The sequence below is a fragment of the Orrella dioscoreae genome (assembly GCF_900089455.2).
Taxonomy (GTDB): Bacteria; Pseudomonadota; Gammaproteobacteria; order Burkholderiales; family Burkholderiaceae_B; genus Orrella; species Orrella dioscoreae.
The window spans coordinates 722,418-748,189 of sequence record NZ_LT907988.1; the positions used below are offsets into that span (position 1 = coordinate 722,418).

The 25,772-nt window shown below is 68.0% G+C and carries 22 protein-coding genes; 10 read left to right on the forward strand and 12 right to left on the reverse strand.

All coding sequences use genetic code 11. The features are described 5' to 3' along the window. Positions 1–24: 24 nt before the first annotated feature. Both ODI_RS03450 and ODI_RS03455 read right to left on the reverse strand, forming a co-directional pair. Positions 25–1,209, reverse strand: coding sequence for a ribonucleotide-diphosphate reductase subunit beta (locus ODI_RS03450; RefSeq protein WP_067749566.1), 1,185 nt, complete (start codon positions 1,207–1,209; stop codon positions 25–27). A gap of 24 nt (positions 1,210–1,233) precedes the next feature. Further along, positions 1,234–4,143 carry a ribonucleoside-diphosphate reductase subunit alpha gene (locus ODI_RS03455; RefSeq protein ID WP_067749568.1) on the reverse strand — a complete coding sequence of 970 codons (2,910 nt, stop codon included), beginning with the start codon at positions 4,141–4,143 and terminating at the stop codon, positions 1,234–1,236. Positions 4,144–4,730: 587 nt separating this feature from the next. Between ODI_RS03455 and ODI_RS03460 the strand changes: the two genes are divergently transcribed. Further along, entirely contained in the window at positions 4,731–5,264 is a 534-nt protein-coding gene (locus ODI_RS03460; RefSeq protein WP_067749717.1) for a hypothetical protein, read from the forward strand. Positions 5,265–5,304: 40 nt separating this feature from the next. On the opposite strand, the gene gltX is transcribed toward ODI_RS03460, so the two are convergent. After that, positions 5,305–6,702: a glutamate--tRNA ligase gene (gene gltX / locus ODI_RS03465; RefSeq protein WP_098020828.1), complete on the reverse strand. Its 1,398-nt coding sequence runs from the start codon at positions 6,700–6,702 to the stop codon at positions 5,305–5,307. 251 nt (positions 6,703–6,953) lie between these two features. Between gltX and ODI_RS03470 the strand changes: the two genes are divergently transcribed. Then, positions 6,954–9,413 (forward strand): bifunctional acetate--CoA ligase family protein/GNAT family N-acetyltransferase, encoded by a 2,460-nt coding sequence (locus ODI_RS03470; protein WP_067749570.1) that lies wholly within the window; start codon positions 6,954–6,956, stop codon positions 9,411–9,413. 35 nt (positions 9,414–9,448) lie between these two features. Here the strand turns inward: ODI_RS03470 and ODI_RS03475 are convergent, their stop codons facing one another. Both ODI_RS03475 and yjgA read right to left on the reverse strand, forming a co-directional pair. After that, the gene (locus ODI_RS03475) at positions 9,449–10,120 is read right to left on the reverse strand and encodes an alpha/beta hydrolase (protein ID WP_067749571.1); all 672 of its coding nucleotides are present in this window, start codon (positions 10,118–10,120) and stop codon (positions 9,449–9,451) included. A 40-nt stretch (positions 10,121–10,160) separates the two neighbouring features. After that, entirely contained in the window at positions 10,161–10,715 is a 555-nt protein-coding gene (yjgA, locus tag ODI_RS03480; protein WP_067749573.1) for a ribosome biogenesis factor YjgA, read from the reverse strand. Between the two features lie 209 nt (positions 10,716–10,924). Between yjgA and pmbA the strand changes: the two genes are divergently transcribed. From pmbA to erpA, 6 genes are all read left to right on the forward strand, one after another. Beyond that, positions 10,925–12,289: a metalloprotease PmbA gene (gene pmbA / locus ODI_RS03485; protein ID WP_067749575.1), complete on the forward strand. Its 1,365-nt coding sequence runs from the start codon at positions 10,925–10,927 to the stop codon at positions 12,287–12,289. Positions 12,290–12,657: 368 nt separating this feature from the next. Continuing rightward, complete coding sequence (rplM, locus tag ODI_RS03490; RefSeq protein WP_067749577.1) at positions 12,658–13,086, forward strand: 50S ribosomal protein L13; 429 nt, start codon at positions 12,658–12,660, stop codon at positions 13,084–13,086. A 12-nt stretch (positions 13,087–13,098) separates the two neighbouring features. Continuing rightward, entirely contained in the window at positions 13,099–13,491 is a 393-nt protein-coding gene (gene rpsI / locus ODI_RS03495) for a 30S ribosomal protein S9 (RefSeq protein ID WP_067749579.1), read from the forward strand. A gap of 160 nt (positions 13,492–13,651) precedes the next feature. Continuing rightward, positions 13,652–14,713: an N-acetyl-gamma-glutamyl-phosphate reductase gene (gene argC, locus ODI_RS03500; protein WP_067749581.1), complete on the forward strand. Its 1,062-nt coding sequence runs from the start codon at positions 13,652–13,654 to the stop codon at positions 14,711–14,713. A gap of 108 nt (positions 14,714–14,821) precedes the next feature. Next, positions 14,822–15,598: a DUF6776 family protein gene (locus ODI_RS03505; RefSeq protein ID WP_231968186.1), complete on the forward strand. Its 777-nt coding sequence runs from the start codon at positions 14,822–14,824 to the stop codon at positions 15,596–15,598. 149 nt (positions 15,599–15,747) lie between these two features. Continuing rightward, the gene (gene erpA / locus ODI_RS03510) at positions 15,748–16,116 is read left to right on the forward strand and encodes an iron-sulfur cluster insertion protein ErpA (protein WP_067749582.1); all 369 of its coding nucleotides are present in this window, start codon (positions 15,748–15,750) and stop codon (positions 16,114–16,116) included. Between the two features lie 129 nt (positions 16,117–16,245). On the opposite strand, the gene ODI_RS03515 is transcribed toward erpA, so the two are convergent. Further along, a complete protein-coding gene (locus ODI_RS03515; protein ID WP_067749584.1) occupies positions 16,246–17,367 on the reverse strand; it encodes an anhydro-N-acetylmuramic acid kinase in 1,122 nt (373 codons plus the stop codon). A gap of 19 nt (positions 17,368–17,386) precedes the next feature. Continuing rightward, positions 17,387–18,808: a M23 family metallopeptidase gene (locus tag ODI_RS03520; RefSeq protein WP_067749586.1), complete on the reverse strand. Its 1,422-nt coding sequence runs from the start codon at positions 18,806–18,808 to the stop codon at positions 17,387–17,389. Positions 18,809–19,186: 378 nt separating this feature from the next. Here ODI_RS03520 and tyrS point away from each other — a divergent pair, with 378 nt between their 5' ends. Both tyrS and ODI_RS03530 read left to right on the forward strand, forming a co-directional pair. Beyond that, positions 19,187–20,428, forward strand: a complete 1,242-nt coding sequence (tyrS, locus tag ODI_RS03525) for a tyrosine--tRNA ligase (RefSeq protein WP_067749588.1) — start codon at positions 19,187–19,189, stop codon at positions 20,426–20,428. Positions 20,429–20,475: 47 nt separating this feature from the next. Continuing rightward, positions 20,476–21,132, forward strand: a complete 657-nt coding sequence (locus ODI_RS03530) for a YbhB/YbcL family Raf kinase inhibitor-like protein (RefSeq protein ID WP_067749590.1) — start codon at positions 20,476–20,478, stop codon at positions 21,130–21,132. Positions 21,133–21,209: 77 nt separating this feature from the next. Here ODI_RS03530 and ODI_RS03535 read toward each other — a convergent pair whose 3' ends face one another. The 5 genes from ODI_RS03535 to ODI_RS03555 are packed head-to-tail and all read right to left on the reverse strand — an operon-like array spanning position 21,210 to position 25,749. After that, positions 21,210–22,430, reverse strand: a complete 1,221-nt coding sequence (locus ODI_RS03535) for an acyl-CoA dehydrogenase family protein (RefSeq protein WP_157929707.1) — start codon at positions 22,428–22,430, stop codon at positions 21,210–21,212. 45 nt (positions 22,431–22,475) lie between these two features. Beyond that, on the reverse strand, positions 22,476–23,468 hold the full coding sequence (locus ODI_RS03540; protein ID WP_067749594.1) for a branched-chain amino acid ABC transporter permease: 993 nt from the start codon (positions 23,466–23,468) through the stop codon (positions 22,476–22,478). Further along, on the reverse strand, positions 23,465–24,316 hold the full coding sequence (locus tag ODI_RS03545) for a branched-chain amino acid ABC transporter permease (protein ID WP_067749596.1): 852 nt from the start codon (positions 24,314–24,316) through the stop codon (positions 23,465–23,467). The genes ODI_RS03540 and ODI_RS03545 overlap by 4 nt, the downstream gene beginning before the upstream one ends. Before the next feature lie 7 nt (positions 24,317–24,323). Continuing rightward, positions 24,324–25,052: an ABC transporter ATP-binding protein gene (locus ODI_RS03550; RefSeq protein WP_067749597.1), complete on the reverse strand. Its 729-nt coding sequence runs from the start codon at positions 25,050–25,052 to the stop codon at positions 24,324–24,326. After that, a complete protein-coding gene (locus tag ODI_RS03555) occupies positions 25,042–25,749 on the reverse strand; it encodes an ABC transporter ATP-binding protein (RefSeq protein WP_067749599.1) in 708 nt (235 codons plus the stop codon). The genes ODI_RS03550 and ODI_RS03555 overlap by 11 nt, the downstream gene beginning before the upstream one ends. Between the last annotated feature and the right edge of the window lie 23 nt (positions 25,750–25,772).

Below are 25,772 nucleotides of genomic sequence, written 5' to 3' on the forward strand. Positions count from 1 at the left end.
GAAAGCATCTCCGGGCAAGCACGCTCACTCCCAGTTGAGCGCGCCTCCGGTTTGGTACTCGATGACTCGCGTCTCGAAAAAGTTTCGTTCCTTCTTCAGATCAATCATCTCGGCCATCCACGGGAAGGGATTCTCTTCCTGCGGGAACAGCTGCTCGAGACCGATCTGCTGGCAACGCCGGTTCGCGATGAAGCGCAGGTAGGACTTGAACATCGATGCATTCAGGCCCAGGACGCCGCGCGGCATCGTGTCTTCGGCGTAAGCGTATTCCAGTTCCACTGCCTTGAGGAACAAATTTCGGATTTCCTCACGAAATTCCGGTGTCCACAAGTGAGGATTCTCAAGTTTGACGGTGTTGATGAGGTCGATGCCGAAGTTGCAGTGCATGGATTCATCGCGAAGGATGTACATGTACTGCTCGGCCGCGCCGGTCATCTTGTTCTGGCGGCCCAGCGCAAGGATCTGCGTGAAGCCGACGTAGAAGAAGAGACCTTCCATCAGGCACGCGAACACGATCAGGGACTTCAGCAGCGTCTGGTCGGCTTCGGGCGTGCCGGTCTTGAAGTCCGGATCGGCGATGGCGTCGATGAACGGAATCAGGAACTCGTCCTTGGCGCGGATCGACGGGACTTCGTTGTAGGCGTTGAAGATCTCGCCTTCATCGAGGTCCAGGCTTTCGACGATGTACTGGTAGGCGTGCGTGTGGATCGCTTCCTCGAATGCCTGGCGCAGCAGGAACTGGCGGCATTCGGGCGCCGTGATGTGGCGGTAGGTGCCCAGCACGATGTTGTTGGCCGCGAGCGAGTCGGCCGTGACGAAGAAGCCCAGGTTGCGCTTGACGATGCGACGTTCGTCTTCCGTCAGGCCGTTGGGGTTCTTCCACAGCGCGATGTCGCGCGACATGTTGATTTCCTGCGGCATCCAGTGGTTGGCGCAGGTGGCCAGGTACTTTTCCCAGGCCCACTTGTACTTGAACGGCACCAGCTGGTTGACGTCGGTTTCGCCGTTGATGATGCGCTTGTCGGCGGCGCTGACGCGGCGTGCGGTCCCTTCGGCGCCTGCAGCTTGCGGCGCGGCCGCCGGCTGCAGCGCCGTGTCGTTGAATGCGCCGACCGCGGCGCGCGCGGGTTCGGCGGAGGGCCGGTCACCGCCCGCGGGGGCGGGGCTGGTGGCCGGTTGTTGGCGGGGTTCGTCGTCCCAATCGAGCATTATGGTTTTCTCCGGAGTCGGTGGTTACTGGCAGGCTTCGCACTCTTCGAAACCGGGGTCGCCCGGCTTCATGGTGCAAACCGCTCCGAGGATTTCGGGTTCCGGCAGGTTGGGGGCGGTGCTGGCGGCCGAGGCGGCGACAGACGTGCTTCCCGTGGCGACGGCGTTCAGTTCGCCACCCTTGCCGGTGGACTTCTCCGCGCTGGTGGCGCCCAGCGTGCGGAGGTAGTAGGTAGTCTTCAGGCCACGCAGCCATGCGAGCTTGTAGGTTTCATCGAGCTTCTTGCCCGAGGCGCCGGCCATGTAGATGTTGAGCGACTGTGCCTGATCGATCCACTTCTGGCGGCGCGACGCGCACTCGACCAGCCATTGCGGCTCGACTTCGAAGGCCGTGGCGTAGAGCTTGCGGAGTTCGGGGGGAACGCGATCGATGCGGGACAGGGTGCCGTCGAAGTACTTGAGGTCGGCGACCATGACTTCGTCCCAGAGACCGAGTTTCTTGAGATCGCGAACGAGGTAATCGTTAACAACCGTGAACTCGCCGGAGAGATTCGATTTGACGTACAAGTTTTGGTAGGTCGGTTCGATGCACGCAGACACGCCAATGATATTGGAAATAGTTGCGGTTGGGGCAATCGCGACGCAATTGGAATTCCGCATGCCGTTTTGCTTGATGCGCGCGCGCAACGCATCCCAGTCCAGCGTGCTCGACGTGTCGACCTCGACGTGGCCGCCGCGCTCTTCCTGCAGCATGGCCAGCGTGTCCTGCGGCAGGATGCCGCGCGACCACAGCGAACCTTCGTACGACGGGTAGCGGCCGCGTTCCTGCGCGAGGTCGCTGGAGGCCGAATAGGCGTGATAGCACACGGCTTCCATCGAACGGTCGGCGAACTCGACGGCCGCTTGCGAAGCGTAGGGCACGCGCATCATCTGCAGGCAATCCTGGAAGCCCATGATGCCCATGCCGACGGGGCGATGGCGCTCGTTGGAGTCCTTCGCCTTCTTGACGGCGTAGTAGTTGATGTCGATCACGTTGTCGAGCATGCGCATGGCGATGGTGACCGTGCGCTTGATCTTGTCGTGGTCGAGCTCGAAGCCGCCATTGGCCGAGGGCTTCATGTGGGCGACCAGGTTCACCGAACCCAGGTTGCACACCGCGATTTCCTCGTCGTTGGTGTTCAGCGTGATTTCCGTGCACAGGTTCGAGCTGTGCACCACGCCGACGTGCTGCTGCGGCGAGCGGATGTTGCAAGGATCCTTGAACGTGATCCAGGGGTGGCCGGTCTCGAACAGCATCGAGAGCATCTTGCGCCACAGGGTCAGCGCCGGCATCTTCTTGAAGAGCGTCAGCTCGCCCGTGGTCGTGCGGCGTTCGTATTCCAGATAGGCGACTTCGAAGTCCTTGCCCACCTTGTCATGCAGGTCGGGGCAGTCCGAGGGCGAGAACAGGGTCCAGTCGCCGGCTTCCATGACGCGCTTCATGAACAGGTCGGGAATCCAGTTCGCCGTGTTCATGTCGTGGGTGCGGCGGCGCTCGTCGCCGGTGTTCTTGCGCAGTTCCAGGAACTCTTCGATGTCCAGGTGCCACGTTTCCAGGTACGTGCAGACCGCGCCCTTGCGCTTGCCGCCCTGGTTCACCGCCACGGCGGTGTCGTTGACGACCTTCAGGAACGGCACGACGCCCTGGCTTTCGCCGTTGGTGCCCTTGATGTGGCTGCGCAGCGCGCGCACGGGGGTCCAGTCGTTGCCCAGGCCGCCGGCGTACTTGGCCAGCAGGGCGTTTTCCTTGATGGCGTCGTAGATGCCTTCCAGGTCGTCCGACACGGTCGTCAGGTAGCACGACGACAGTTGCGAGTGCAGGGTGCCCGAGTTGAACAGCGTGGGGGTCGAGCTCATGAAGTCGAACGAGGACAGGATCTCGTAGAACTCGATGGCGCGGGCTTCGCGGTCGGTTTCGCGCAGCGCCAGGCCCATGGCCACGCGCATGAAGAAGACCTGCGGCAGCTCGATGCGGACGTTGCGCACGTGCAGGAAGTAGCGGTCGTACAGGGTCTGCAGGCCCAGGTAGCTGAACTGCAGGTCGCGGTCGGCCTTCAGCGCGGCGGAGATGCGGGGCAGGTCGTACTTGGCCAGTTCAGGCGAGACCAGGCCGTTCTCGATGCCGCGGGCGATGAAGGTGGGGAAGTAGTCGGCGTAGGCCGTGTGCATCTCGGCTTGCGAGACTTCCTTGCCCAGCACTTCCTTGCGGATCGTGTGCAGCAGCAGGCGGGCGGTGACCTGGCTGTAGGCCGGATCCTTTTCCACCAGCGAGCGCGCCGACAGGATGGCGGACTTGTAGACCTCGTCGACGGGGATGCCGTCGTACAGGTTCTTGATGGTTTCGCGCAGGATGGCTTCGGTGTCGATGAACTCGGTCAGGCCGACGCCGGCGGCTTCGATGGTCGCGCGCAGCGCGCCCTGGTCCAGCGGACGGCGCGCGCCGTTCTCGGTGACGTTCAGGGTGGGGTGCGGATCGGAGGCGACAGCGGGCGCGTGGGCGCGCTCCTGGGCGCGTTTCTCGCGATACAGCACGTAGGCGCGCGCGGCGTCATGCTCGCCCGAGCGCATCAGCGACAGCTCGACCTGGTCCTGGATGTCTTCGATATGGAAGGTGCCGCCATTGGGGCGGTTGCGCAGCAGGGCGTTGACCACTTGCTGGGTCAGGTTGTCGACCAGTTCGCGCACTCGCGCGGACGCGGCGCCCTGGCCACCGTTGACCGCCAGGAACGCCTTGGTGATGGCGATGGCGATCTTGCCCGGCTCGAAGCCGACGACGGCGCCGTTGCGGCGGATGACGTGGTAACCGGACCACTGCCCCGTGGCGGGGGCCTCTGTGGTCGCGGGCTGTTGCGGCACGGCGCTAGGCCGCGTGTCAGCGGCGGTCGAAGTCTGCATGGAAGCTCCTGTGCGAGAAATAGACAGGCATCGAAGGTGCCTGCCTCTTGTGGGATGTTCGGTACGGTGTGTTGCTGTATTACGGAGGATTGCGACGCAAGCAGGTTTGTCCCATCGGGGAGGGCTTTTCTATCGGGTGCGTCGCCGTGCCAACCACAACATCTGGTGGCTGTGACCAGCGTTGGCACTAATTCTAGTGGCGTAAGTGTAACCTCTTCAACAAATTTCCGCCGGGCGGGCGAGCGGGGTTGTTACTGAATGCGTACGCGCATGCCTGCTTGCCTGCAAGGGCGTAGTGACTGCTATCACCCTCCGCCCTGACGCGGCTTTTCGGCCGTTTCAGCGTCGCAACCCTTGTCATCCCCGGGTCATGTGACGGCTCGGTTTCTCTCTCACATTTCCACTGTCGGGGCGCCCGGTACATGCCGCAAAAAAGGCGCGATTTGAACACGACGTTGCGGGAATGCAAAAAGGCGTATCTCCGATTGCCCCGCTCCCACTCGCGCAGGTAGATTGGCGGCGAGGGCTTGGCGCCCATGGCAGCACGCGTGGGGCGTTGCCGCGCCGGCTCCGCCATCGAGGGTTTCATGGCCATTTCCGCAGTGCGCGCGGGGGTATCCGCGCTGATGATCGTCCTGCTGGCCGGCTGCGCCGGGCAGCGCCAGGCCACCCCGGCCAAGCCGGGGGACAGCCGCGCGGCTACCGGCGCGCCGCCGCAGCCGGCCCAGGCGCCGGTCTGCGCCGCGGCACCCGCCGCAGCCGGTGCGCTGGCCGCCACCTGGTATGCCGTCAGCCAGCAGAAAGGCGTGAAAGGCGAGTTCCGCCGCCTGCTCGTGCTGTCTGCCGATGGCAGCTACAAGATGGAAACCCGGGTCCAGGCCGGCCGCAACATCCGCTCGGAATTGCGGGAGTCGGGTTGCTGGGAAGCGAAGGATGCGCGGGGATTCACGACCATCGTCACGCGTTCCAACGGCGAACTGGTGGACGCCAAGGACCCGATCTACCGCAACACCTATCGCGTCGAGCGTGTCGATGGCACGCGCATGGTGTTCCGCGAAGGGCAGCCGGGCGCCGGCAGCATGACGGCCCGCAAGATGCCTGCGGGCTACATGATGCCTTGAGGGCATTGCCGGCGCCTGGCGCCAGCAATGCCGTTGCCGATCAGATCTTGCCGAGCCGCGCCAGCACGACGTCGCGGCCCAGGATGGCCAGTACCGCGTCGATGGCGGGGGTTTGCGTCTGGCCGGTGACGGCCACGCGCAGCGGAATCGCCACTTGCGGCATCTTCAGGCCGCGCGCGGCCATCACCGCTTTCAGCGCGGCGCTCAGCGCCTCGCGCGTCCAGTCGCCCGCGGCGGCCTGGGCGGCGAAGTCGCGCAGCGCGGCACGGGCGTCCTCGGTCAGGTGCTGGGCCACCAGTTCGGCGGGGGCCTCACGGGCCGGGCCGCAGAACAGCAGGGCGCCTTCGGCCAGCTGCGCCAGCGTTTCGGCGCGATCCTTCAGCAGTCCGATCACCGCGACCAGGTCCACGGCCTGCGGGTCGCCGCCAAGCGCGGCCACGCGCGGCGACACGTGGTTGGCCAGCCAGGCGTCGTCGGCCTGCTTGATGTAGTGGGCGTTCACCCAGTTCAGTTTCTTGGGGTCCCATTGCGATGCCGATTTCGACAGGCTGCGCGTGTCGAACCACTCCACGAGCTGGGCGCGGGTGAAGAGCTCGTCGTCGCCGTGGCTCCAGCCCAGGCGGGCCAGGTAGTTCACCATGGCCTCGGGCAGGTAGCCCTGGACGTCGTACTCCATCAGGTTGACCGCGCCGTGGCGCTTGGACAGCTTCTCGCCGTCCGGGCCCAGGATCATCGGCACGTGGCCGTATTCAGGCAACTCGCCGCCCAGCGCGCGCAGGATGTTGATCTGGCGCGGCGTGTTGTTGACGTGGTCGTCGCCGCGCAGCACGTGGGTGATGCGCATGTCCCAGTCGTCGACCACCACGCAGAAGTTATAGGTGGGGGTGCCGTCGGGGCGGGCGATGATGAGGTCGTCCAGCTCGCCGTTGTCGATGCTGATGGGCCCCTTGACCAGGTCGTTCCAGGCGGTGACGCCCTCCAGCGGGTTCTTGAAGCGGATCACCGGCTGGCGGCCTTCCGGCACGGCGGGCAGGGTCTTGCCCGGCTCGGGGCGCCAGGTGCCGTCGTAGCGCGGCTTGCGGCCCGCGGCGCGAGCGGCTTCGCGCATGGCCTCGACTTCCTCGGGCGTGCTGTAGCAGCGATAGGCGGTGCCGGCTTCCAGCATCTGCGCCACCACCTCGCGATAGCGGTCCATGCGCTGCATCTGATAGAAGGGGCCTTCGTCGGCGTCCAGGCCCAGCCACGCCATGCCCTGCAGGATGGCCTCGACCGCCTCGGGCGTCGAGCGCTCGAGGTCGGTGTCCTCGATGCGCAGCACGAAGGTGCCGCCGTGGTGGCGGGCGAATGCCCAGGCGAAAAGCGCGGTGCGCGCGCCGCCCAGGTGCAGGAAGCCGGTGGGCGAGGGGGCGAAGCGGGTACGGACGGGTGTGTTGGACATGGGCGAAATGATGTGGCGTAAGGTCGGGCGAGGCAGGCCTGCCGGGAGCGGCCTGCCCGCCGTGGCAAGGGTGTATCGTTGCGGGAACCGTGCAGGCCCGTGAACGGGTGGCCGCGTGGTCCGGCGGATGCGGGTCATTTTAAAGGACGGAGATGAATGCCCGCCGGGCGGTGCCGCGACTGCCGCGGTTTTCGCGTGTGATCCCTGCCTTGCCGCCATCGGACTGTTGATTCTGGACTGAACCCTCCCTCATGCTGCGTCACGCCCTCGCCCCGCTGTTCGAGCCGCGCACACTGCTGGTGGCCGCCGATCGTCCCCTGCCCGTCCTGCACTCCCTGCCGCCCGCCTTGCGCGAGAAGCTGGTGCTGGCCGATTGCGCGCCGGGCGAGGCGCCCAGCGGGCCGTCGCCGGAAGTGGGCCAGGGCCGGCCGGACCTGGCGCTGGTCTGCGTGGCGCCCCGTCTGCTGCCGCGGACCCTGGCGTGGCTGGCTGCGTGGCGGCCCGCCGGCGCCATCTTCCTGCCGCACGACGAGGCGGATCCCGACCCCGCTGCAAGCAGCGCGCTGTGCCGCGACTGGGCGCTGGCGCACAAATGCGCCCTGCTGGGGCCGAACTCCTTCGGCGTGCAGCGTCCGCACGCGGGGCTGAATCTGAGCCAGCATCCGCTGCTGGCGCGCAGCGGCAAGGTGGCGCTGGTGGCGCAGTCGCGCGCCATCATGGCCTCGGTGATGGACTGGGCCGAGGATGTGCAGATCGGCTTCTCCACGGCGCTGGCCCTGGGCGACGAGGCGGTCCTGGGCCTGCCGCAGGTGCTGGACTACCTGGCCAGCGACCCGCGCACCGACAGCATCGCGCTCTATGTGGAAGAGGTCGGTTTCGCCCGCGAGTTCATGAGCGCGCTGCGCGCGGCCGCCAGCGTCAAGCCGGTGGTCGTGCTGAAGGCCGGCCGCGCGCTGGACTCCAGCCTGGCCGACGCCATGTTCGACGCCGCGCTGGGCCGCGCCGGCGCGGTCCGCGTGCGGTATTTCGTACAGCTCTTCTCGGCCCTGAAGGTGCTGGGCTATGCGCGCCGGCCGCGCGGGCGGCGCATCGCCCTGGTCTCCAACGGCAGCGGGCCGCCCCAGCTGGCCCTGGACCTGATGGGCCCGAACGCGCCCACGGTGCGCGCCGAGCTGACGCCGCCCACCCTGCGGGCGCTGGGCGAGGTCCTGGAGCCGGGTGTCACGCCGTCCAATCCCGTCATCACCTACCTGCCGCTCACGCCCGCTCGCACCAAGGCGGTGGTGGACGCGCTGCAGGAAGACGCCAACGTCGACGGCGTGCTGGTGCTGCTGGCGCCTGATGCGCGTTCCGACATTCCCGCCGTGGCCACGCAATTGGCCGAGCTGGCGCCCAAGGCGCGCAAGCCGGTGATCACCTGCTTCATGGGCGATGCCGGCATGCGGCCCCTGCGCCGGCGCCTGGACGACGCCGGCACGCCCGCCTTCCGCACGCCCGAGTCGGCGGCGGACGCCTTCGGCGTGCTGGCCACGCACCACTACAACCAGCAGCTGCTGCTGCAGACCCAGCCGCCCGAGCCGCCCGGCCGTCCGCCCGATCTGGGCCAGGCACGCGCCATCGTGGCCGCCGCGCGCGCGGCGGGCCGCCGTGAACTGAACCAGGACGAGTGCGAGGCCCTGCTGCGCGCCTTCGACGTGCCGGTGCGCATCGCCGAGCCCGACGCGTCGCCCCCCGACGACGCGCTGGCCGTGCCGGCCGCCATCCGCGTGGAGACCGGCGCACGTTTCGGGCCCGTGCTGCGCCTGGGCGTGGGCGGTCCGGCGGGCGTGCTGGACGTGTCCGATCGGGGCATGGACCTGCCGCCGCTCAATGCCTTCCTGGCACGCCAGCTGATCGAGCGCAGCCGCCTCTGGCGCCGCGTGCTGTCGGGCAGCGCCACGCCCGCCGCGCTGGACGCCTTGCGCGGCGTGCTGGAGCAGGTGTCCGACCTGGTCACCGAGCTGCCCGACGTCGAGACGCTGGCGCTGGACCCGCTGCATGTAGGCGACAGCGCGCTGACCGCGGGCGGCGTGTGCATGGTGCTGCGCGAACAGGCGGCCTGCGATTCCCCGCAGGCGCATGGCTATCCGCACATGGCCATCCATCCCTATCCCACGCGCTGGGTGCAGGCGCGCGCCTTCGCGGATGGCACGCCGTGGGTGGTGCGGCCGATCCGGCCCGAGGATGCGGAGGCCCTGCAGGCATTCACGCGCGGGTTGTCCGAGCGCACGCGCTACATGCGTTTCGTGTCGATGATGCGCGAACTCACCCCGCGCATGCTGGCGCGCTACACGCAGGTGGACTATCACCGCGAGCTGGCGCTGGTGGCGACCACGCAGGTGCCCAACCCGGAGCATCGCGGCCATCCGCGCGAAATCATCATCGGGCTGGCGCACTATCTGCGCAATCCGGATGGGCGGGGCGCGGAATACGCCCTGGTCATCGGCGATGACTGGCAGCGCCGCCGCCTGGGCTTCGACCTGATGTCGGTGCTGATCGAGGCCGCGCGCGAGCAGCGCCTGGAATACATCGACGGCCTGGTGCTGGCCAACAACCGGCCAATGCTGGCGCTGATGACGCGGCTGGGTTTCGTCAACGACGTCGACGAGGAAGATCCGCAGATGCGCCGGGTCTGGCTGGACCTGGCGACGGCGGGGCCGCCGCCGGCCTAGTAGTCCGTGGGTGCGATGCCCGCGGTGTCAGGCGCTTACTTCAGGACCTGCTTGAGGAAGGCCGCGATGTCCTGCACTTCGGGCATGCAGACCGAGTGCGGCATCGGATACGTGTGCCATTGCACCGAATAGCCCAATTGTTCCAGCGCCGTGCGCGAGGCCTCGGCGCGCGCCAGCGGCACGACGGGGTCGTGCAGGCCATGGGCCAGGAAGATGGGGGTGGTGCTGTTGGCGGTGTGGCGTTCGCCCGCCGCGGTGTCGATGAGCGGCAGGTAGCCCGACAGGCCGACCAGGCCGGCCAGTTTTTCCGGATGGCGCAGGCCCGTGTGCAGCGTCATCGCGCAACCTTGCGAGAAGCCCGCCAGCACGATGTTCCGCGTGGGAATGCCGCGCGCGTTCTCGCGGGCGATCAGGGCCTGGACGGCCTGCGCCGACAGCGCGATGCCTGCGCCGTCTTCCTGGCGTGACAGGTCCACCACGCGGATGTCGTACCAGGAACGCATGGCCATGCCGCCGTTGATGGTGACGGGCTGCACCGGCGCATTGGGGAACACGAAGCGCACGGCCGGCGTGGCGTCCAGGCCCAGCTCGGGCACGATCGGCACGAAGTCGTTGCCGTCGGCGCCCAGGCCGTGCAGCCAGATGACAGCATGGGTGGGAGTCGTGCCGGTTTCGCGTTCGATGGTGTCCAGCAGGGCGGAGGTCATGGTGTGAGGCTCGTGTCGCGGGTGAAAGAAAGGAGGCGGGTCAGGGCGCCGGGATCATGCCCTTCAGCTCCTGGAAGAGCGCGCGGTAATGCTTGCGCTGCGGCTCGCGGCCCTGCGTCAGGGCGGCGTTGGCGGCGGCTTCCTTGCGGCCTTCGCGGATCAGGGTGCGCAGGCGCTGGATGTCGGCGCCCGGATGGTCGGCCAGCAGCCCGGTCAGGGCGTCGTCATCGGCCAGCAGCCTGTCGCGCAGGGTTTCCAGGCGGTGCATGTGGGCGGTCTGCTCGCGCGAGCCCTTGGCCCAGTCGTGCAGTTGCTGGCGGATCTCGTCGGCGGGCGCGTCGCGCATCAGCTTGCCGACGAAGTGCACCTGGCGGCGGCGGCCGCCGTGGCTGGTGATGCGTTGGGCTTCGCGGATTTCCTGGTACAGGCGCTCGGACAGCGGCAACTGCTTCAGGCGGTCGACCGGCAGGTCGATCAGCTCCTTGCCCAGGTCGAGCAGGGCGTGCATGTCGCGCTTGACCTGCGATTTGCTGGGTCGGTCGTCGAAATCGTCGTACGCGTCGTCGTGGTCGGGGGTATCGGAATGGGCGTGCATGGCGTGGAGGAGCCTGGCGGTGGCGGGCGGAAATAAACGGGCCGGGAAAGGGCCCCAAAAAAAGGCCAAAAAAAGGCCGGAACAGGGGCTGGACGCGGGCCCGGAGACAGGACGGCAGGCGGGACGGGCCGGAACCGCCCGGGCGGGGCGCGGTTCGCGCGCGGTCCGGCGACTTGGCTATGATACCCGTCTCACCGCAACGGACAGCCATGGCAAACGCTCAACACTCCCTTCCCATCCAGGCCAACCAGGCGCGTTTCCGCGAACTCGTGCAGCAGGCGCTGGACCACGCGCGTACGCTGGGCGCAAGCGATGCCGCCGCCGAGGTGTCGGAAAGCCAGGGTCTGGCGGTCACAGTGCGCAAAAAGGACGTCGAGACGGTCGAGCAGACCCGCGACCGTTCGCTGGACGTGACGGTCTATGCCGGCCAGCGGCGCGGCTCGGCCTCCACCTCCGATTTCTCCGAGGCTGCCTTGCGGGAAACCGTCGAGGCTGCCTGGCACATCGCCCGCTACACCGCGGAAGACCCGGTGGCCGGCCTGCCCGACGCCGACCTGCTGGTGCAGGAACCCCAGGACCTGTCGCTGCACTATCCCTGGACGATCTCCGCGGAAGAGGCCGCCAGGCTGGCCCTGCGCGCCGAACGTGCCGCGGCCGACACCGACGCGCGCATCACCAACACCGATGGCGCCAGCGTCAGCACCTACGAAGGCCACTTCGTGCTGGGCAACACGCGCGGCTTCCTGGCGGGCTACCCCTATTCGCGCCACAGCCTGTCGGCCGCGCCCATCGCCGGACGCGGCGCGCACATGCAGCGCGACTACTGGTACACCAGCGACCGCGACGCCAGCAAGCTGGCCGACCCCGAGGCCGTGGGCCGCTATGCCGCGGAGCGCGCGCTGTCGCGCCTGTCGGCCCGCCGTATCAAGACGGGCAAGTTTCCGGTGCTGTTCGAAGCGCCGCTGGCCCTCGGCCTGCTGGGCGCGCTGACGCAGGCCACCAGCGGCGGGGCGCTGTACCGCAAGGCCAGCTTCCTGGTCGATGCGCTGGGCAAGCCCGTGCTGGCCGATCACCTGGACGTGGCCGAGGATCCTTTCGTGCCCGGCGCGATGGGCAGTTCGCCCTTCGACGACGAGGGGGTGCGCACCCAGGCCCGCAAGGTGGTCGAGGCCGGCGTGCTGCAGGGCTACTTCCTGTCCAGCTACACCGCCCGCAAGCTGGGCATGGTGTCCACGGGCAACGCGGGCGGCTCGCACAACCTGACGCTGCGCTCGCGCCTGACGCGTCCCGATGACGACTTCCGCGCCATGCTGCGCAAGCTGGGCACGGGTTTCCTGGTGACCGAGCTCATCGGGCAGGGGGTGAACTACGTCACGGGCGACTATTCCCGCGGCGCTTTCGGCTATTGGGTCGTCAATGGCGAAATCCAGCACGCCGTGCAGGAAGTCACCATCGCGGGCAACCTGGCCGAGATGTTCCGGCAGATCGTGGCCATCGGCGCCGACGAGATCTGCCGTGGCACCAAATGCACCGGTTCCATCCTGATCGAACGGATGGCGGTGGCGGGCGCCTGAGCCTGTCCGCAGGGGGCTACCGCTTGCCGCCCTGTTGCGCCCCCGCCATGCCGGCTTGTCCGGGATGGCGGGCTAAGGCCTTGACAGGTTTACAGAAAGTTGTTCTGTGCTAGAATCACCGGCTTACCTTGGAAAAGGTGTCAGGTGCACGGGCGAAATTTCTAACGCTTCAGGCCACGAACCTTCCCACGGTAGCGCCGCCAGGTAGATATGCGGTAAGTGCGGCAATTTGCGTTTCAGAGCCTCTCGGCTCACCCAGAGACGCACCCAAAAGCACACGCAGCATTTCAGCAACCCGGTGGTGAAACCGCCAGCCTGTCCCTTTTTGGGCGGATGGCACAAATCCATATTTATTCTTAGGAACCATCATGAAGACCTTTGTGGCCAAGCCGCATGAAGTCAAGCGTGACTGGTTTGTGATCGACGCCAAGGGCAAAGTCCTCGGTCGTGTGGCCAGCGAAGTCGCACGCCGTCTGCGCGGTAAGCACAAACCTGAATTCACGCCCCACGTGGATACGGGCGACTACATCGTCATCATCAACGCTGCCGATATCGTCGTCACCGGAACCAAGGCGCAAGACAAGAAGTACTTCCGCCACACCACCTACCCGGGCGGTATCCGCGAGACCAACTTCGAGAAGCTGCAACAGCGCTTCCCCGGCCGCGCCATCCAGAAGGCTGTCAAGGGCATGCTGCCCAAGGGTCCCCTGGGCTACGCCATGATCAAGAAACTCAAGGTGTACGCCGGTGCCGAGCACCCGCACACCGCCCAGCAGCCCCAGCCGCTGGATTTCTAAGGAAGGCCCATCATGATCGGTAACTGGAACTACGGAACCGGCCGCCGCAAGACTTCGGTGGCGCGCGTGTTCCTCAAGAAGGGCACGGGCAAGATCGTCGTCAACGGCAAGCCTGTTGATGAATACTTCGCTCGCGAAACGGGCCGCATGGTCGTGCGTCAGCCGCTCGAGCTGACCGGCCACCTGGAGTCGTTCGACTTCCACGTGAACGTGCATGGCGGCGGCGAAAGCGGCCAGGCCGGCGCGGTCCGCCACGGCATCACCCGTGCGCTGATCGACTACGACGCCGCGTTGAAGCCCACGCTGTCCAAGGCTGGCTTCGTGACGCGCGATGCCCGTGAAGTCGAACGTAAGAAGGTCGGCTTCCACAAGGCGCGTCGTCGCAAGCAGTTCAGCAAGCGCTAATCCCGTCTGCTGTACGAAAAAAAGGCCGCGCAAGCGGCCTTTTTTCCATTCCGCGCGCGGGTGCAGGCCTGGCGCCGCAAGGCGGTTTCCTGCTCCCCACGCGCACGGCTGTCATGCCGGGACGCGTTAATATCGTCGTCCGTCGCATAGGAAAACGCACATGGCCTCGACCCCCCAATCCCGCATCAAAGTCGGCATCGTCGGCGGCACCGGTTACACCGGCGTCGAACTGCTGCGCCTGCTCTCCCAGCACCCGCACGTGGAACTGACCGCGATCACCTCGCGCAAGGAAGACGGCATGCCGGTGGCCGAGATGTATCCCAACCTGCGCGGCCGCGTCGACCTGGCGTTCTCCTCGCCGGACAAGGCGCCGCTGTCGGGTTGCGACGTGGTGTTCTTCGCCACGCCGCACGGCGTGGCCATGGCCCAGGCGCGCGAACTGTTGGATGCCGGCGTGCGCGTCATCGACCTGGCGGCCGACTTCCGCCTGAAGGACATCCCCACTTTCCAGAAGTGGTACAAGATCGACCACGCCTGCCCCGACGTGCTGGAAGAGGCCGTCTACGGCCTGGTGGAACTGGATCGCGCCGGCATCTCTCGCGCGCGCGTCATCGGCAACCCCGGCTGCTATCCCACCACGGTGCTGCTGGGCCTGGCCCCCGTGCTCGAGGGCGGCGCCCGCATCGACACGCGCCACATCATCGCCGACTGCAAGTCGGGCGTCACGGGCGCCGGCCGCAAGGCCGAGGTCCATACCCTGTTCTCGGAAGCCAGCGACAACTTCAAGGCCTACGGCGTGGCGGGCCACCGCCATCACCCGGAAATCTCCGAGCAGCTGGCGCGCCTGAACGGCGGCCCGGTGGGCCTGGTGTTCGTGCCGCACCTGGTGCCGATGATCCGGGGCATGTTCTCCACCCTTTATGCCCGCATCCTGCCCGACGCCATGGACACCGACTTCCAGGCGCTGTTCGAGGCCCGTTACGCCAACGATCCTTTCGTGGACGTGCTGCCTGCCGGCGCGCTGCCCGAGACACGCTCGGTGCGTGCGTCCAACACCCTGCGCATCGCCGTCCAGCGTCCGGGCAACGGCGACCAGCTGATCGTGCTGGTGGTGCAGGACAACCTGGTCAAGGGCGCGTCCGGCCAGGCCGTGCAGAACATGAACCTCATGTTCGGCCTGCCCGAAACCGCCGGCCTCGACCAGGTCGCCATCCTGCCCTGATTCCAGGGCAGCCGGCAGGGCCAGCCATCGCCGCCGGGGCGGGGGGAACCTCCGTCACCCGGCAGGGTCTGTCCTGGGTCTGCCGTTTTCAGGGATTCCCGCGTCACCATGAAGTCTTCCGAGCCGGAGGTGTCCACGCCCTCCGCCCAGCCGGCCACGCCGTCGCCCGCCGCGCAGGCGTCCGCGGGCCGGGTCCGTCACCTGCTGTGGCTCTTGGTCGTCCTGCTCGCCCTGGGCGTGGGCGCGGCGGCCGGATACCGGGCCGCCGCCCTGTATCTGGACCAGGATCGCGCTGCCATCTCCAAGGAGCAGCTCACCGCCTTGCGCGCCAGCGTGGCCCAGCGCGAGGCCGAGATCCGCTTCCTGCGCGCGCAGCTCGATTCCTCCGATGGCGAGATCGCCGTCGAGCGCGCCGCCCGCAAGGAGCTGGAAACCCAGTTGCTGGGGCAGCAGACCGAGCTGGGCCGCGTGCGCGACCAACTGGCGTTCTATGAGCAGCTGCTGCCGCCGGGCCAGAAGGGCGCATTGGACATCCGCGGGGCCGAGTTCAGCCGCCAGGGGCCGGGCCTGCGTTACCGCGTGTTGTTAATGCGCAATGGCGCCGACAGCGGCGGCTTCGTGGGCAGTTTGCAATTCATGGCCACGGGATCCCAGCGCGGCAAGCCCGTCACGCTCGAATTGCAGCCGCTGCAGGTGCGCGCCGACGGCAGCGTTGCCCCTTCGACCGACGCGGGTAAGGAAATGCTGAGGCTCAATTTCGATCAATATGTGCGTAGCCAGGGCGTTCTGGCGGTGCCGGGCGGTTTCGTCCCCGAATCCGTCACCATCCGCGTCCTGGACGGCGACACGGTGCGGGCCACGCGCAACGTCGAGTTGGAGTTTTGAGGCGCATCAAGCCTGCGCTATAGTGGTAACCCTAGGGCCGCAAGCAGCATGCTAGCGCGGCCATCATCCGCAAGCCTGAACGCTCCCGCGCCCCGCTTGCGATGCCATCCGCGGTTGGCGCCGTTGCCCGCCGCCAGGAGTCAGAGAATATGAACGCCCTCACCGAAAGCACCGATCTGCAGGCGCCCCCCACGCCCCTCGTCTTCACCGATTCCGCCGCGGCCAAGGTCAAGGACCTGCTGGCCGAGGAAGGCAATCCCAACCTCAAGCTGCGCGTGTTCGTGCAAGGCGGCGGCTGTTCCGGCTTCCAGTACGGCTTCACCTTCGATGAAGAAACCAACGAAGATGACACCGTGCTGGAAAAGGCCGGCGTGGCCCTGCTGGTCGATCCGATGAGCTTCCAGTACCTGGTTGGCGCCGAGATCGACTACAAGGAAGACCTGGAAGGCGCGCAGTTCGTCATCCGCAACCCGAACGCCTCCACGACCTGCGGTTGCGGGTCGTCGTTCTCGGTCTAGGCGTCTCGCGCGTTTTCGCGCCAGGCGGCCAGTGACGCCACGCTTGCGTGGCCCCTGGCGCACAAGCAAGGGCTTGCCTCAGGGCAGGCCCTTGTCGTTTCCGGCGTGGCGAAGAGAAGGGAATGAGGCTCAGGCGGGGTAGTGCGCGCCCAGCACGCGCGCGCCGCGCGCGCCCGTGACGCTGGGCAGGCCTGCGGGCACCTGGTGCAGGTGGGCCCAGCCCAGCCAGGCGAAGGCCAATGCCTCCACTTCCTGGGCGGGCACGCCCACGCTGTCGGTGGCGCTCACCGGGCAGCCCAGGCGTTCGGCCAGGGCCTGCATGAGGCCCTTGTTATAGGCGCCGCCGCCACAGACCAGCATGTCGGCCACGGCTTGCGGCTGGCTTTCCAGGGCGCGCGCCACGGTTTCCACGGTCAGCTGGCGCAGGGTGGCTTGCACGTCCTCGGGCCGGGCGTCGATGCCTTGCAGGCGTTGCGCCAGCCACGCGGCATGGAAGAGGTCCCGCCCGGTGGATTTCGGGGCGGGCAGGGCGAACCAGGGTTCGTTGTCGATGAGCGTGCGCAGCAGGCCGGCCTGCACCTGGCCCTGCGCCGCCCACTGGCCGTCCTCGTCATAGGGCTTGCCGGTGTGCTGCTGGCACCAGAGGTCCATCAGCATGTTGGCGGGGCCGGTGTCGAAGCCCGCGGCAGGCATGTCCGAGCCCGGCGTCAGCAGCGTGACGTTGGCAATGCCGCCCAGGTTCAGCACCGCGCGCGGGGCGTCCGAGGCGAAGACGCGCGCGTGGAAGGCGGGCACCAGCGGCGCGCCCTGGCCTCCGGCGGCGACGTCGCGGCTGCGGAAGTCCGCCACGACGCCCAGGCCGGTAAGTTCCGCCAGCAGGGCGGGCGCGTTCAATTGCAGCGTGTAGCCCTGGCCGGGCTGGTGGCGCAGCGTCTGGCCGTGCGCACCCAGCGCGGCCACTTCATGGCGGCGCACGCCCGCAACATCGAGCAGGCGGGTGACGACATCCGCATAACAGTGGGCCAGGGCGACAGCCGCCAGCGCGGCCCGATGCAGTTCATCGGGGCCGCTGCTGTTCAGGGCATGGAGTTCGTCGCGCAGCATCTGCGGCAGCGGCGCACTGGCGTGGGCCAGGCGCTGGGGGCGGCCTTGCGCGTCGATGCGCGCCAGCACCCCGTCGATGCCGTCCATGCTCGTGCCCGACATCAGGCCGACGTAGAGATCCTGGGCGGGCGCCATCGCGGCAGTCATGGCGGAGGGAAAAGCGGGTTTAGCGGCTGGCGACGTTGGCCAGCGACTCGGGCAGGGTCTGCTGGAAATTGGCCAGCAACGCGATCTGCTGCATGTAAGGATCCACGGCCGTCTTGAAGGCCTGCAGTTCCTTGGGCTCCAGCGCGCGCGCCACGGGCAGGTCGACCGACAGCGGGTCGACCGGCGTGCCGTTGATGCGGAATTCGTAGTGCAGGTGAGGGCCGGTGGCCCAGCCGGTGGAGCCGACGTAGGCGATCAACTGGCCTTGCGAAACCTTGTCACCCTTGCTGATGCCGGGCGCCAGGCGGCTGGCGTGGGCGTACAGCGTGGAATATTTGCCGTGGTGCTGGATGCGGACGGTGTTGCCGTAGCCGTTCATCCAGCCGGCGAAATCGATGGTGCCGTCGGCCGTGGCGTGGATGGGCGTGCCGGTCGGCGCGGCGTAGTCCACGCCCTTGTGGCCGATCCACTTCTGGTGGATGGGGTGCATGCGCATGCCGAAGGTCGAGCTCACGCGCGTGAACTTGATCGAGTTGCGCAGGAAGGCGCCGCGCAGGCTGGTGCCGTCGAAGGCGTAGTAGCTGCCGCCTTGCTTCTCGGGGCTGAACCAGACGGCCGAGTGGCTCTTGCCGCGGTTGATGAATTCCACGGCCAGCATGCGTCCGGCGCCAGCGTAACGGCCTTCGTGCATGCGGGCCTCGTAGACCACGCGGAAGGTGTCGCCCTGGCGCAGGTCGCGCAGGAAGTCGATCTTGCTGCCCAGGATCTCGGCCATCTGCAGGGTGATGGCGTCGGGCACGCCCGCGGCGTCGGTGGCGCCGAAGAGCGAGTTGCGGATGGTGCCGACGGCGACGCGCACCTGGCGGTCGGTGTCGTGCGTGACTTCGGCGGCCTTGTAGCTGTCGCCCGAGGGTTCGACCTGCAGCAGGCGGGTGACCACCTGGCCGTCGGATTCGTTGCCCGGGGTATGGATGTAGCGCAGCCAGCGCAGCTTGCCATCGGCGTCGGTGGCGGCCTGCACGGCGCGGCCGGGGTAGAGCTTGTAGATGCTGCGGGCCGAGGTGTCGTGGGTCAGGAAACCTTGCAGGCCAGGCGCGTCGATGTTCAGGCGAGCCAGCACGGCGGCCAGCGTGTCGCCCCGGCGGATGCGGGTTTCGTTGACGTAGGGAGCGTCTTCAGCGGCCGCGACGGCAGGGGCGGGCTCGGCCGCGGGCGGCACCAGCGTGATGATGTCCTGGACCTGGCGCAGCGGAGGCAGGGATTCCTGCGAGCTTGGCTGGACCATGCCCAGCGCGGCGGCGGCGCCAAACAGGCCCACGGCGCTGGCCAGCAGGGTCACGCGCAGGCGGCGGTACGGGCGGCGGGCAGGTTCGGGGAGCGCGGATGCATCCGTAATCTTGGCGGCGCCGAGGCGCTCCGTCTCATTCTGCCCACGCGTCATCGTGTAAAACCTTTTGCCTGAAATATATTGCCGGATGCGTCTTGCCGGGTGTCGTCGAGGTACTGCCGGGGTGTTGCCAGACGTGCTGCGGGCGTCGCCGGAGGGGCGTCACGCGCGTCGGGCGCGCGTGGCAGGCGCCGGCGGGGCGGCATGGCCTGCGGTGGCACACGCCGGGGGACTGTGTCGCCCGTATCGGTTACGCTGCCGGGGCTGGCCCGGGAACGATACCGCCGCTTGCACTATGATTCACCCGCTGAATCAACAGCCGAAACTAACCTGCAATGTTAGCTACGCCCCTTAGGGATTGCGACAGTTTTAACACCTTTTAACGAATTTTTGCACCCTCAATTGAGGGGCTTTTTCAGGTCTTTTCTTGCCATGCCGCAAACCGACACGCTCGCCGCTCTCATCGAATCCCCCGAAGTCCAGGCCGATCTCCAGATCGTGCGCCGCGGCGTGGACGAGCTGCTGGTCGAGTCCGAGTTTGCGCGCAAGCTGGCGCGCAGCCGCAGCACCGGCGTGCCGCTGCGCATCAAGCTGGGCCTGGACCCCACCGCGCCCGACATCCACCTGGGCCACACGGTGGTGCTGAACAAGATGCGCCAGCTCCAGGACCTGGGCCACACGGTCATCTTCCTGATCGGTGACTTCACGACCACCATCGGCGACCCCAGCGGCCGCAACTCCACCCGTCCGCCGCTCACCCGCGAGCAGATCGAGGAAAACGCCCGTACCTATTACGCGCAAGCCAGCATGGTGCTGGATTCCACCCGCACCGAGATCCGCTACAACTCCGAGTGGTGCGACCCGCTGGGCGCGCGCGGCCTGATCCAGCTGGCCTCGCGCTATACCGTGGCGCGCATGATGGAGCGCGAGGATTTCACCAAGCGCTACAAGGGCGGCACGCCCATCTCCATCCACGAATTCCTGTACCCGCTGCTGCAGGGCAATGATTCGGTCGCGCTGCGCGCCGACCTGGAACTGGGCGGCACCGACCAGAAGTTCAACCTGCTGGTGGGCCGCGAGCTGCAGAAGGAGTACGGCCAGGAGCCGCAGTGCATCCTGACCATGCCGCTGCTGGAGGGCACGGACGGCGTCGAGAAGATGTCCAAGTCCAAGGGCAACTACATCGGCATCTCGGAAGCGCCCGAATCGATGTTCGGCAAGCTCATGTCGATTTCCGACACGCTGATGTGGAAATACTTCACGCTGCTGTCCTTCCGCAGCGAGGCCGAGATCGCGGCGCTGCGCGCCGAGACTGAGGGCGGCCGCAATCCGCGCGATGCCAAGGTGCTGCTGGCCCAGGAAATCGTGGACCGTTTCCATGGCCAGGGCCAGGGCGAGGCCGCGCTGGCTGCCTTCGAGGCGCGCTTTCGCGATGGCGCCATTCCGGACGACATTCCCGAGGTCAACCTGGCGGGCGCGCCCCTGGGCATCCTGAAGGTGCTGCGCGAAGCCGGCCTGGCCGCGTCGGGCACCGAAGCCCAGCGCAATATCGAGCAGGGCGGGGTGCGCGTGGACGGCACGCGCGTGGAAGACAAATCGTTGCAATTGCCCGAGGGCAGCTATGTGATCCAGGTGGGCAAACGCAAGTTCGCCCGTGTTACCTTGCGTGGATAGGCTCGCGCGCCACAAGGCGCGGGCCCGGTGGACCCAAGGAGCACATCATGAAACTGAGGAGTCTGTCCTTTTCCGAAGGTGAGGCGATCCCGGAACGCTACGCCTTCGCCCGCATCGATCCGCATTCGCGCGTGGCGCTGGCGGACAACTACAACCCGCACCTGGCCTGGGACGACGTGCCCGAAGGGACGCGCTCCTTTGCGCTGGTGTGCGTCGACCCCGACGCGCCCAAGTTGCTGGACGACGTGAACCAGGAGGGGCGCGAAGTGGCGGAAGATCTGCCGCGGGTGCCGTTCTTCCACTGGTCCGTCATCAACCTGTCCGCCGACTTGCGCGAGATCGAGGAAGGCACTTTTTCCAGCGGCATCACGCCGCGCGGCAAGGGCGGCCCGCTGGCGCCGCTCGATGCGCGCCAGGGCCTGAACGACTACACCGCGCTGTTTGCCGCCGACCGCGACATGAACGGCGAGTATTTCGGTTATGACGGTCCGTGCCCGCCCTGGAACGACGCCAAGGTGCACCGCTACATCTTCACGCTGTATGCGCTGCGCGTGGACGCGCTGCCCTTGGACGGCCGCTTCAAGGGCCCGGACGTGCTGCGCGAGGTCAAGGACGTGACGCTGGCCGAGGCGTCCGTCTCGGGCTGGTACACGCTCAATCCGCGCCTGGCGCCGAAACAGGTGGGGTCGACCACGGCAACCTGACGTCCTTCGGCAGGGCATGGCGCCATGTTCCCGACACCCCGCCGCGTGCGGGGTGTCCTGTTTCCGGGCCTGCCCGCTCAGCGATAGTTCGAGGGTTCGGGCGCCTCGCCGCCCAGGAAATAACGTCCCACCTCGTTCAGCTTGTAGGCCAGCGGGTCATGCAGCGTCAGGGTGCGCAGGTCGCGCCAGTGGCGGTCCAGCCCCTGGGCGCGGCGCGTGGCGCGGGCGCCCGTCAGGTTGAACACGTCACTGGCCGCGGCCAGCCCTGCTTGCACCGAAATGATCTTGGCGCAGGCCACGAGTTCCGCCACTTCGGCGCGTTGGGCGGGCGTGGCGCTTTCCGCATGCCCGAAGAGCCAGCTGACCGCCGCGTCCGCGCGCTCGGCCAGCGCGGCCACTGCCTGCAATGACGCGACCGCTTGTCCGAAGCCGTTCTGGATGTGTGGGTCTTCCTGCGCGTGCGCCACCTGGGCGTGCACCCAAGGCTGGGCGCGTTGGCGGACGTAGTCCGCTGCTTCGAGGACGGCGCCTTCGGCCATGCCCAGGTGAAGTTGCGTGAACAGGGACTGGAACGCCAGCACGCCCAGCGTGGAGACCATCGGCGGCGGCTCGGAAATCGTCTGGAATGTGCCGAGGACGTCCTGCGCCGCGACGGCCGCATTGACCAGCCGCAGGCTGTCGCTGGCCGATTGCCGCAGTCCCAGGGCATTCCAGTCGCCGCCAGGCTCGACGCCGGCCTGGCGGGTGTCCAGGGCGACCACCACGACGCGTTGGGTGGCGCTGTCCACACCGCGCACGAACAGGCGGTCCGCGACCGCGGCACCCGTGGCAAACCCGGATTCGCCCTGTACCAGGTAGCCGCCCTCGGGACGGGGATGCAGGACGAGCCTGCCGGCGCGGGGGGCCCCCGCGCTGGCCCAGAACCAGCCCTGGCTGGCGGTCTGGGTGAGCAGGGCCTGGGTGTTGGCGCCGCCGATGGCCTGGGCGATGCGCAGCCAGGCGTAGTGATAGCCCAGCAACTGGGCAATGGCGCCGTCGCTGCGCGCCAGGCGGCGCACGGTCTGTACGGCGGTGTGCCACGGCTGGCCCTTGCCGCCCCAGGCGCTGGGAATCGTCAACGTCAACAGGCCGGCGTCGCGCAGCATGGCGATCTGCGGCGCGGGTGAAGCGTTGGCCTGTTCCCGCTCGGTGATGTCGAGGCGCAGCCGGTCGCCAAGCTCGTCGGCGAGGGCGAGCCAGTCGGCCAGGCCGGGGGCGGGCGGATGGCTGGGGTCTGAGAGCAGATCTTGGTGAGACATGGCGGACATGGTGCATTGCCGGGTGGTTGGAAAACGGTGGCGGCCTCAGCGTGGCCCCTGTCCGGCCGCGCGCCGCGCCAGGCGTCGGCCTGCTGCGGCGAGCAGGCCTTCCGGATAGCGCAGGACCACCAGGATGAAGGCCAGGCCCAGCAGAAGAGGGCGATAGACTTCGGCGGGACCGGTGAGCCAGGTCTCCGTGCCGCGCACGATCAGGGCACCCAGGCAGGCTGTGACGATGTGCTTGCGCCCGCCCAGGGCCACCCAGATGATGACCTCGGCGGAGAACGCCGGTCCGGCCAGCGAGGGCGCGGCGAAGCCGAACTGCGTGACGAAGAAGGCGCCCGCCGCGGCGGCGGTGGCCGCGCCCAGCATGTAGGCGCGCCGGCGCTCGCGTCCCAGGTCGAGTCCCAGTGCCTCGGCCCGCAGCGGATGGGTGCGGATGGCCTGCAGCGCGATGCCCCAGGGGTGGCGGGCGGCATGAACCAGCAGGCCCGCGCCGCAGGCCAGCACGGCCAGCCCCAGGAAGTAGGCAACCCAGTCAGGCGGCAGTCCCAGGCGGATGGCCCAGTCGAATTCCAGCAGCGAGATGCCCAGCAGGCCATTCGCCCCGCCCAGCAGCGGCGAGCTGGTGAGGGTGTGTTCCGCGACCAGGCTGATGGCCAGCGTGGCGATGGCGAAATGCGGGCCTGCCGCCTGTCGACCCGACAGGAACACGCGTCCGATGCAGAATGCGAGCAGGACGGCGGCAAGGGTGCCGCCTGCCATGCCGGTGACGAGCGCGGCCATGCCTTGCAGGCCGGCATGCGCGTCCGAACTGGCCAGGCCCATGGCATAGGCGCCCATGCCGAAGAAGACAGCCTGGCCGAAAGAGAGCAGTCCGCAGTGTCCCCAGACCCATGCCGTGCTGGCCGCGAAGAGCATGTAGGCGAAGTAACGGGTGAGCTCGGCGCGTTGCCAGTCTTCCAGCAGGAAAGGCAGGAGGCTGAACGCGGCCAGCAGGAGCAGGGGGGCCGTGGTGTCGGCTTGCGGGCGTGTCATGCCTGCCGTGCGCGCGGTCGCAGCAGTCCGCCGGGGAAAAGGCGCACGCATGCCAGGGCAAGCGCGAGCATGATGACCGGCGCCCAGGCCGGCGACACCCACGCCGCGCTGAGCGTCTGGGCCGAGCCCAGCACTGCGCTGCCCAGCACCGGGGCGACGATGCTGGCCATGCCGCCGACCAGCACCGAGAGGAAGGCGGGCGCGCCGTATAGGTTGCCCAGCATGGGCTCCACGGAAGACAGGGGCGCAAGCATGGCACCGGCCAGTCCCGCGAGTCCGCAGCCCAGCGAGAACGTGGCGCGGTCATGGCGCGCGCCCCGGATGCCCAGGCTGCGGGCGGTGGCGCGGTCGGCCATGACGGCGCGTGCGGCCAAGCCTCCGCGGGTGCGGAAGAACAGCAGCCAGGTGAATGCGAGGGTGGCCGCGGCGACGCCGATCAGCCAGAGCCGATAGCTGGGATAGGCAGTGCCCATGAGTTGGACCATGCCCGTGTCCGGTGCTTGCACGCTGTAGGCGTCGGCGCCAAAGCCCAGGACGAACGCCTGGCGCATGACGAGCGCCACGCCGGCCGTGGCCAGGATGGTGTCCTCGGCCCGGCCATAGGTGTGCCGGATCAGGCTGGCTTCCACCAGGCAGCCGGTGAGCGCGGCGGCGGCCAGCGCCAGGGGCAGGCTGGCGACGAAGGGCAGGCCGGCGGCCTGGGTCAGCACGGCCACGTAGGCACCCAGGGTCAGGAACTCGGGATGGGCCATGTTGATAACGTGCATCAGGCCCAGCACGATGGCCAGGCCCAGCGACACGAGGGCCAACAGGGCGACGTAGGTGTTCAGGTCGAGGGCAAGGGCCATGGCGTTCTCAGAGGGCCAGGTGGCGGGCGATCAGGCCGGGGTCGTCGCGCAGCGCCCGTGCGTCCCAGGCCTGGCGCAGGCGGCCGGACTCCAGCAGCAGTACGCGGTCGCACAGTGCGCGGACGACCTCCAGGTTCTGTTCGACCAGCAGCAGGGCAGTGGGGCGTGTCTGGGTGCGCAGGTTCCTCAGCACCTGCACGATGCGGGCGACGATGGAAGGCTGGATGCCTTCCAGGGGTTCGTCCAGCAGGATGAGGCCGGGCCGGGCCACCAGGGCGCGGGCGATGGCCAGCTGTTGCTGCTGGCCACCCGAGAGGCTGCCGGCACGGCTGCGGCGTTGGTCGCGCAGCCAGGGAAAGGCCTGGTAGGCGGGCGTGAGCAGGTCGCGGGCCTTGGCCTGGGCGGCAGGCAGGGCGTGGGCCGCCAGCATGAGGTTTTCCTCGATGCTGAAGTCGACGAAGAGGCCGCGTCCTTGCGGCACGTAGGCGATGCCGTGCCGGGCAATGGCTTCGGGCGCGAGCCTGTCCAGGCACGTGCCGGCGTAGTGGACATGGCCGTCGCGCGGCAATTGCGCGACCAGTGCGCGCAGCAAGGTGGTTTTGCCCGCGCCGTTGCGGCCCACCAGGCCCAGCGTTTCGCCTGGCGCGCAGTGCAAGGTGATGTCGGCGATTGCCAGGCCCTGGCCATAGCCGGCGCCGAGCCCGCTGACGCGGAGTCCGTGGGGCTCAGGCGTCATGGCCGAGATAGGCTTGCCGGACGGCGGCTGATTGCCGGACCGTGTCGAAAGCGCCTTGCGCGATGACCCGGCCATCGGCCAGCACCATCACCTTGCTTTCCAGCGCCGCGACGAACTGCATGTCGTGTTCGACCACGATGCAGGCGATGCCGTCGCGCTGGCACAGCTTTCGTATCAGGGCGACCGTGGCCAGCGTCTCGGCTTGCGTCATGCCGGCGGTGGGTTCGTCCAGGAGCAGCAGGCGAGGCGCCTGCGAGGTCACCATGGCGATCTCCAGCCATTGGCGCTCGCCATGCGACAGCTCGGCGGCCGGCACCTGGGCGCGCCCAGCCAGGCCGGTGTCGCGCAGCAGCGTGTCCACGTCGGCCGGGCGGGCAGGCAGGCCGGCAGCCCGGCGGGCCAGCAGCAGGTTGTCCAGGCTGCTGAGCGTGCCGAAGACGCTGGGAACCTGGAATTTCCGGCCCAGGCCCAGCCGCGCGATCTGGTCGGGCCGCCTGCCGCGCAGGGCCATGCCGCGGAACAGGACCTGGCCCCGCTGGGGCTGCAATTGACCGGACAGCGTGTTGAACAAGGTGGTCTTGCCTGATCCGTTAGGGCCGATCACGCACAGGGTGTCGCCGCTGTCCATGCGCAAGGAGACGCCGTCGAGCGCGCACTGGCGGCCAAAGGCATGGCCGAGGGCGTGCGCTTGCAGCAAGGGAGGCGACGTTGCGGCGGCCT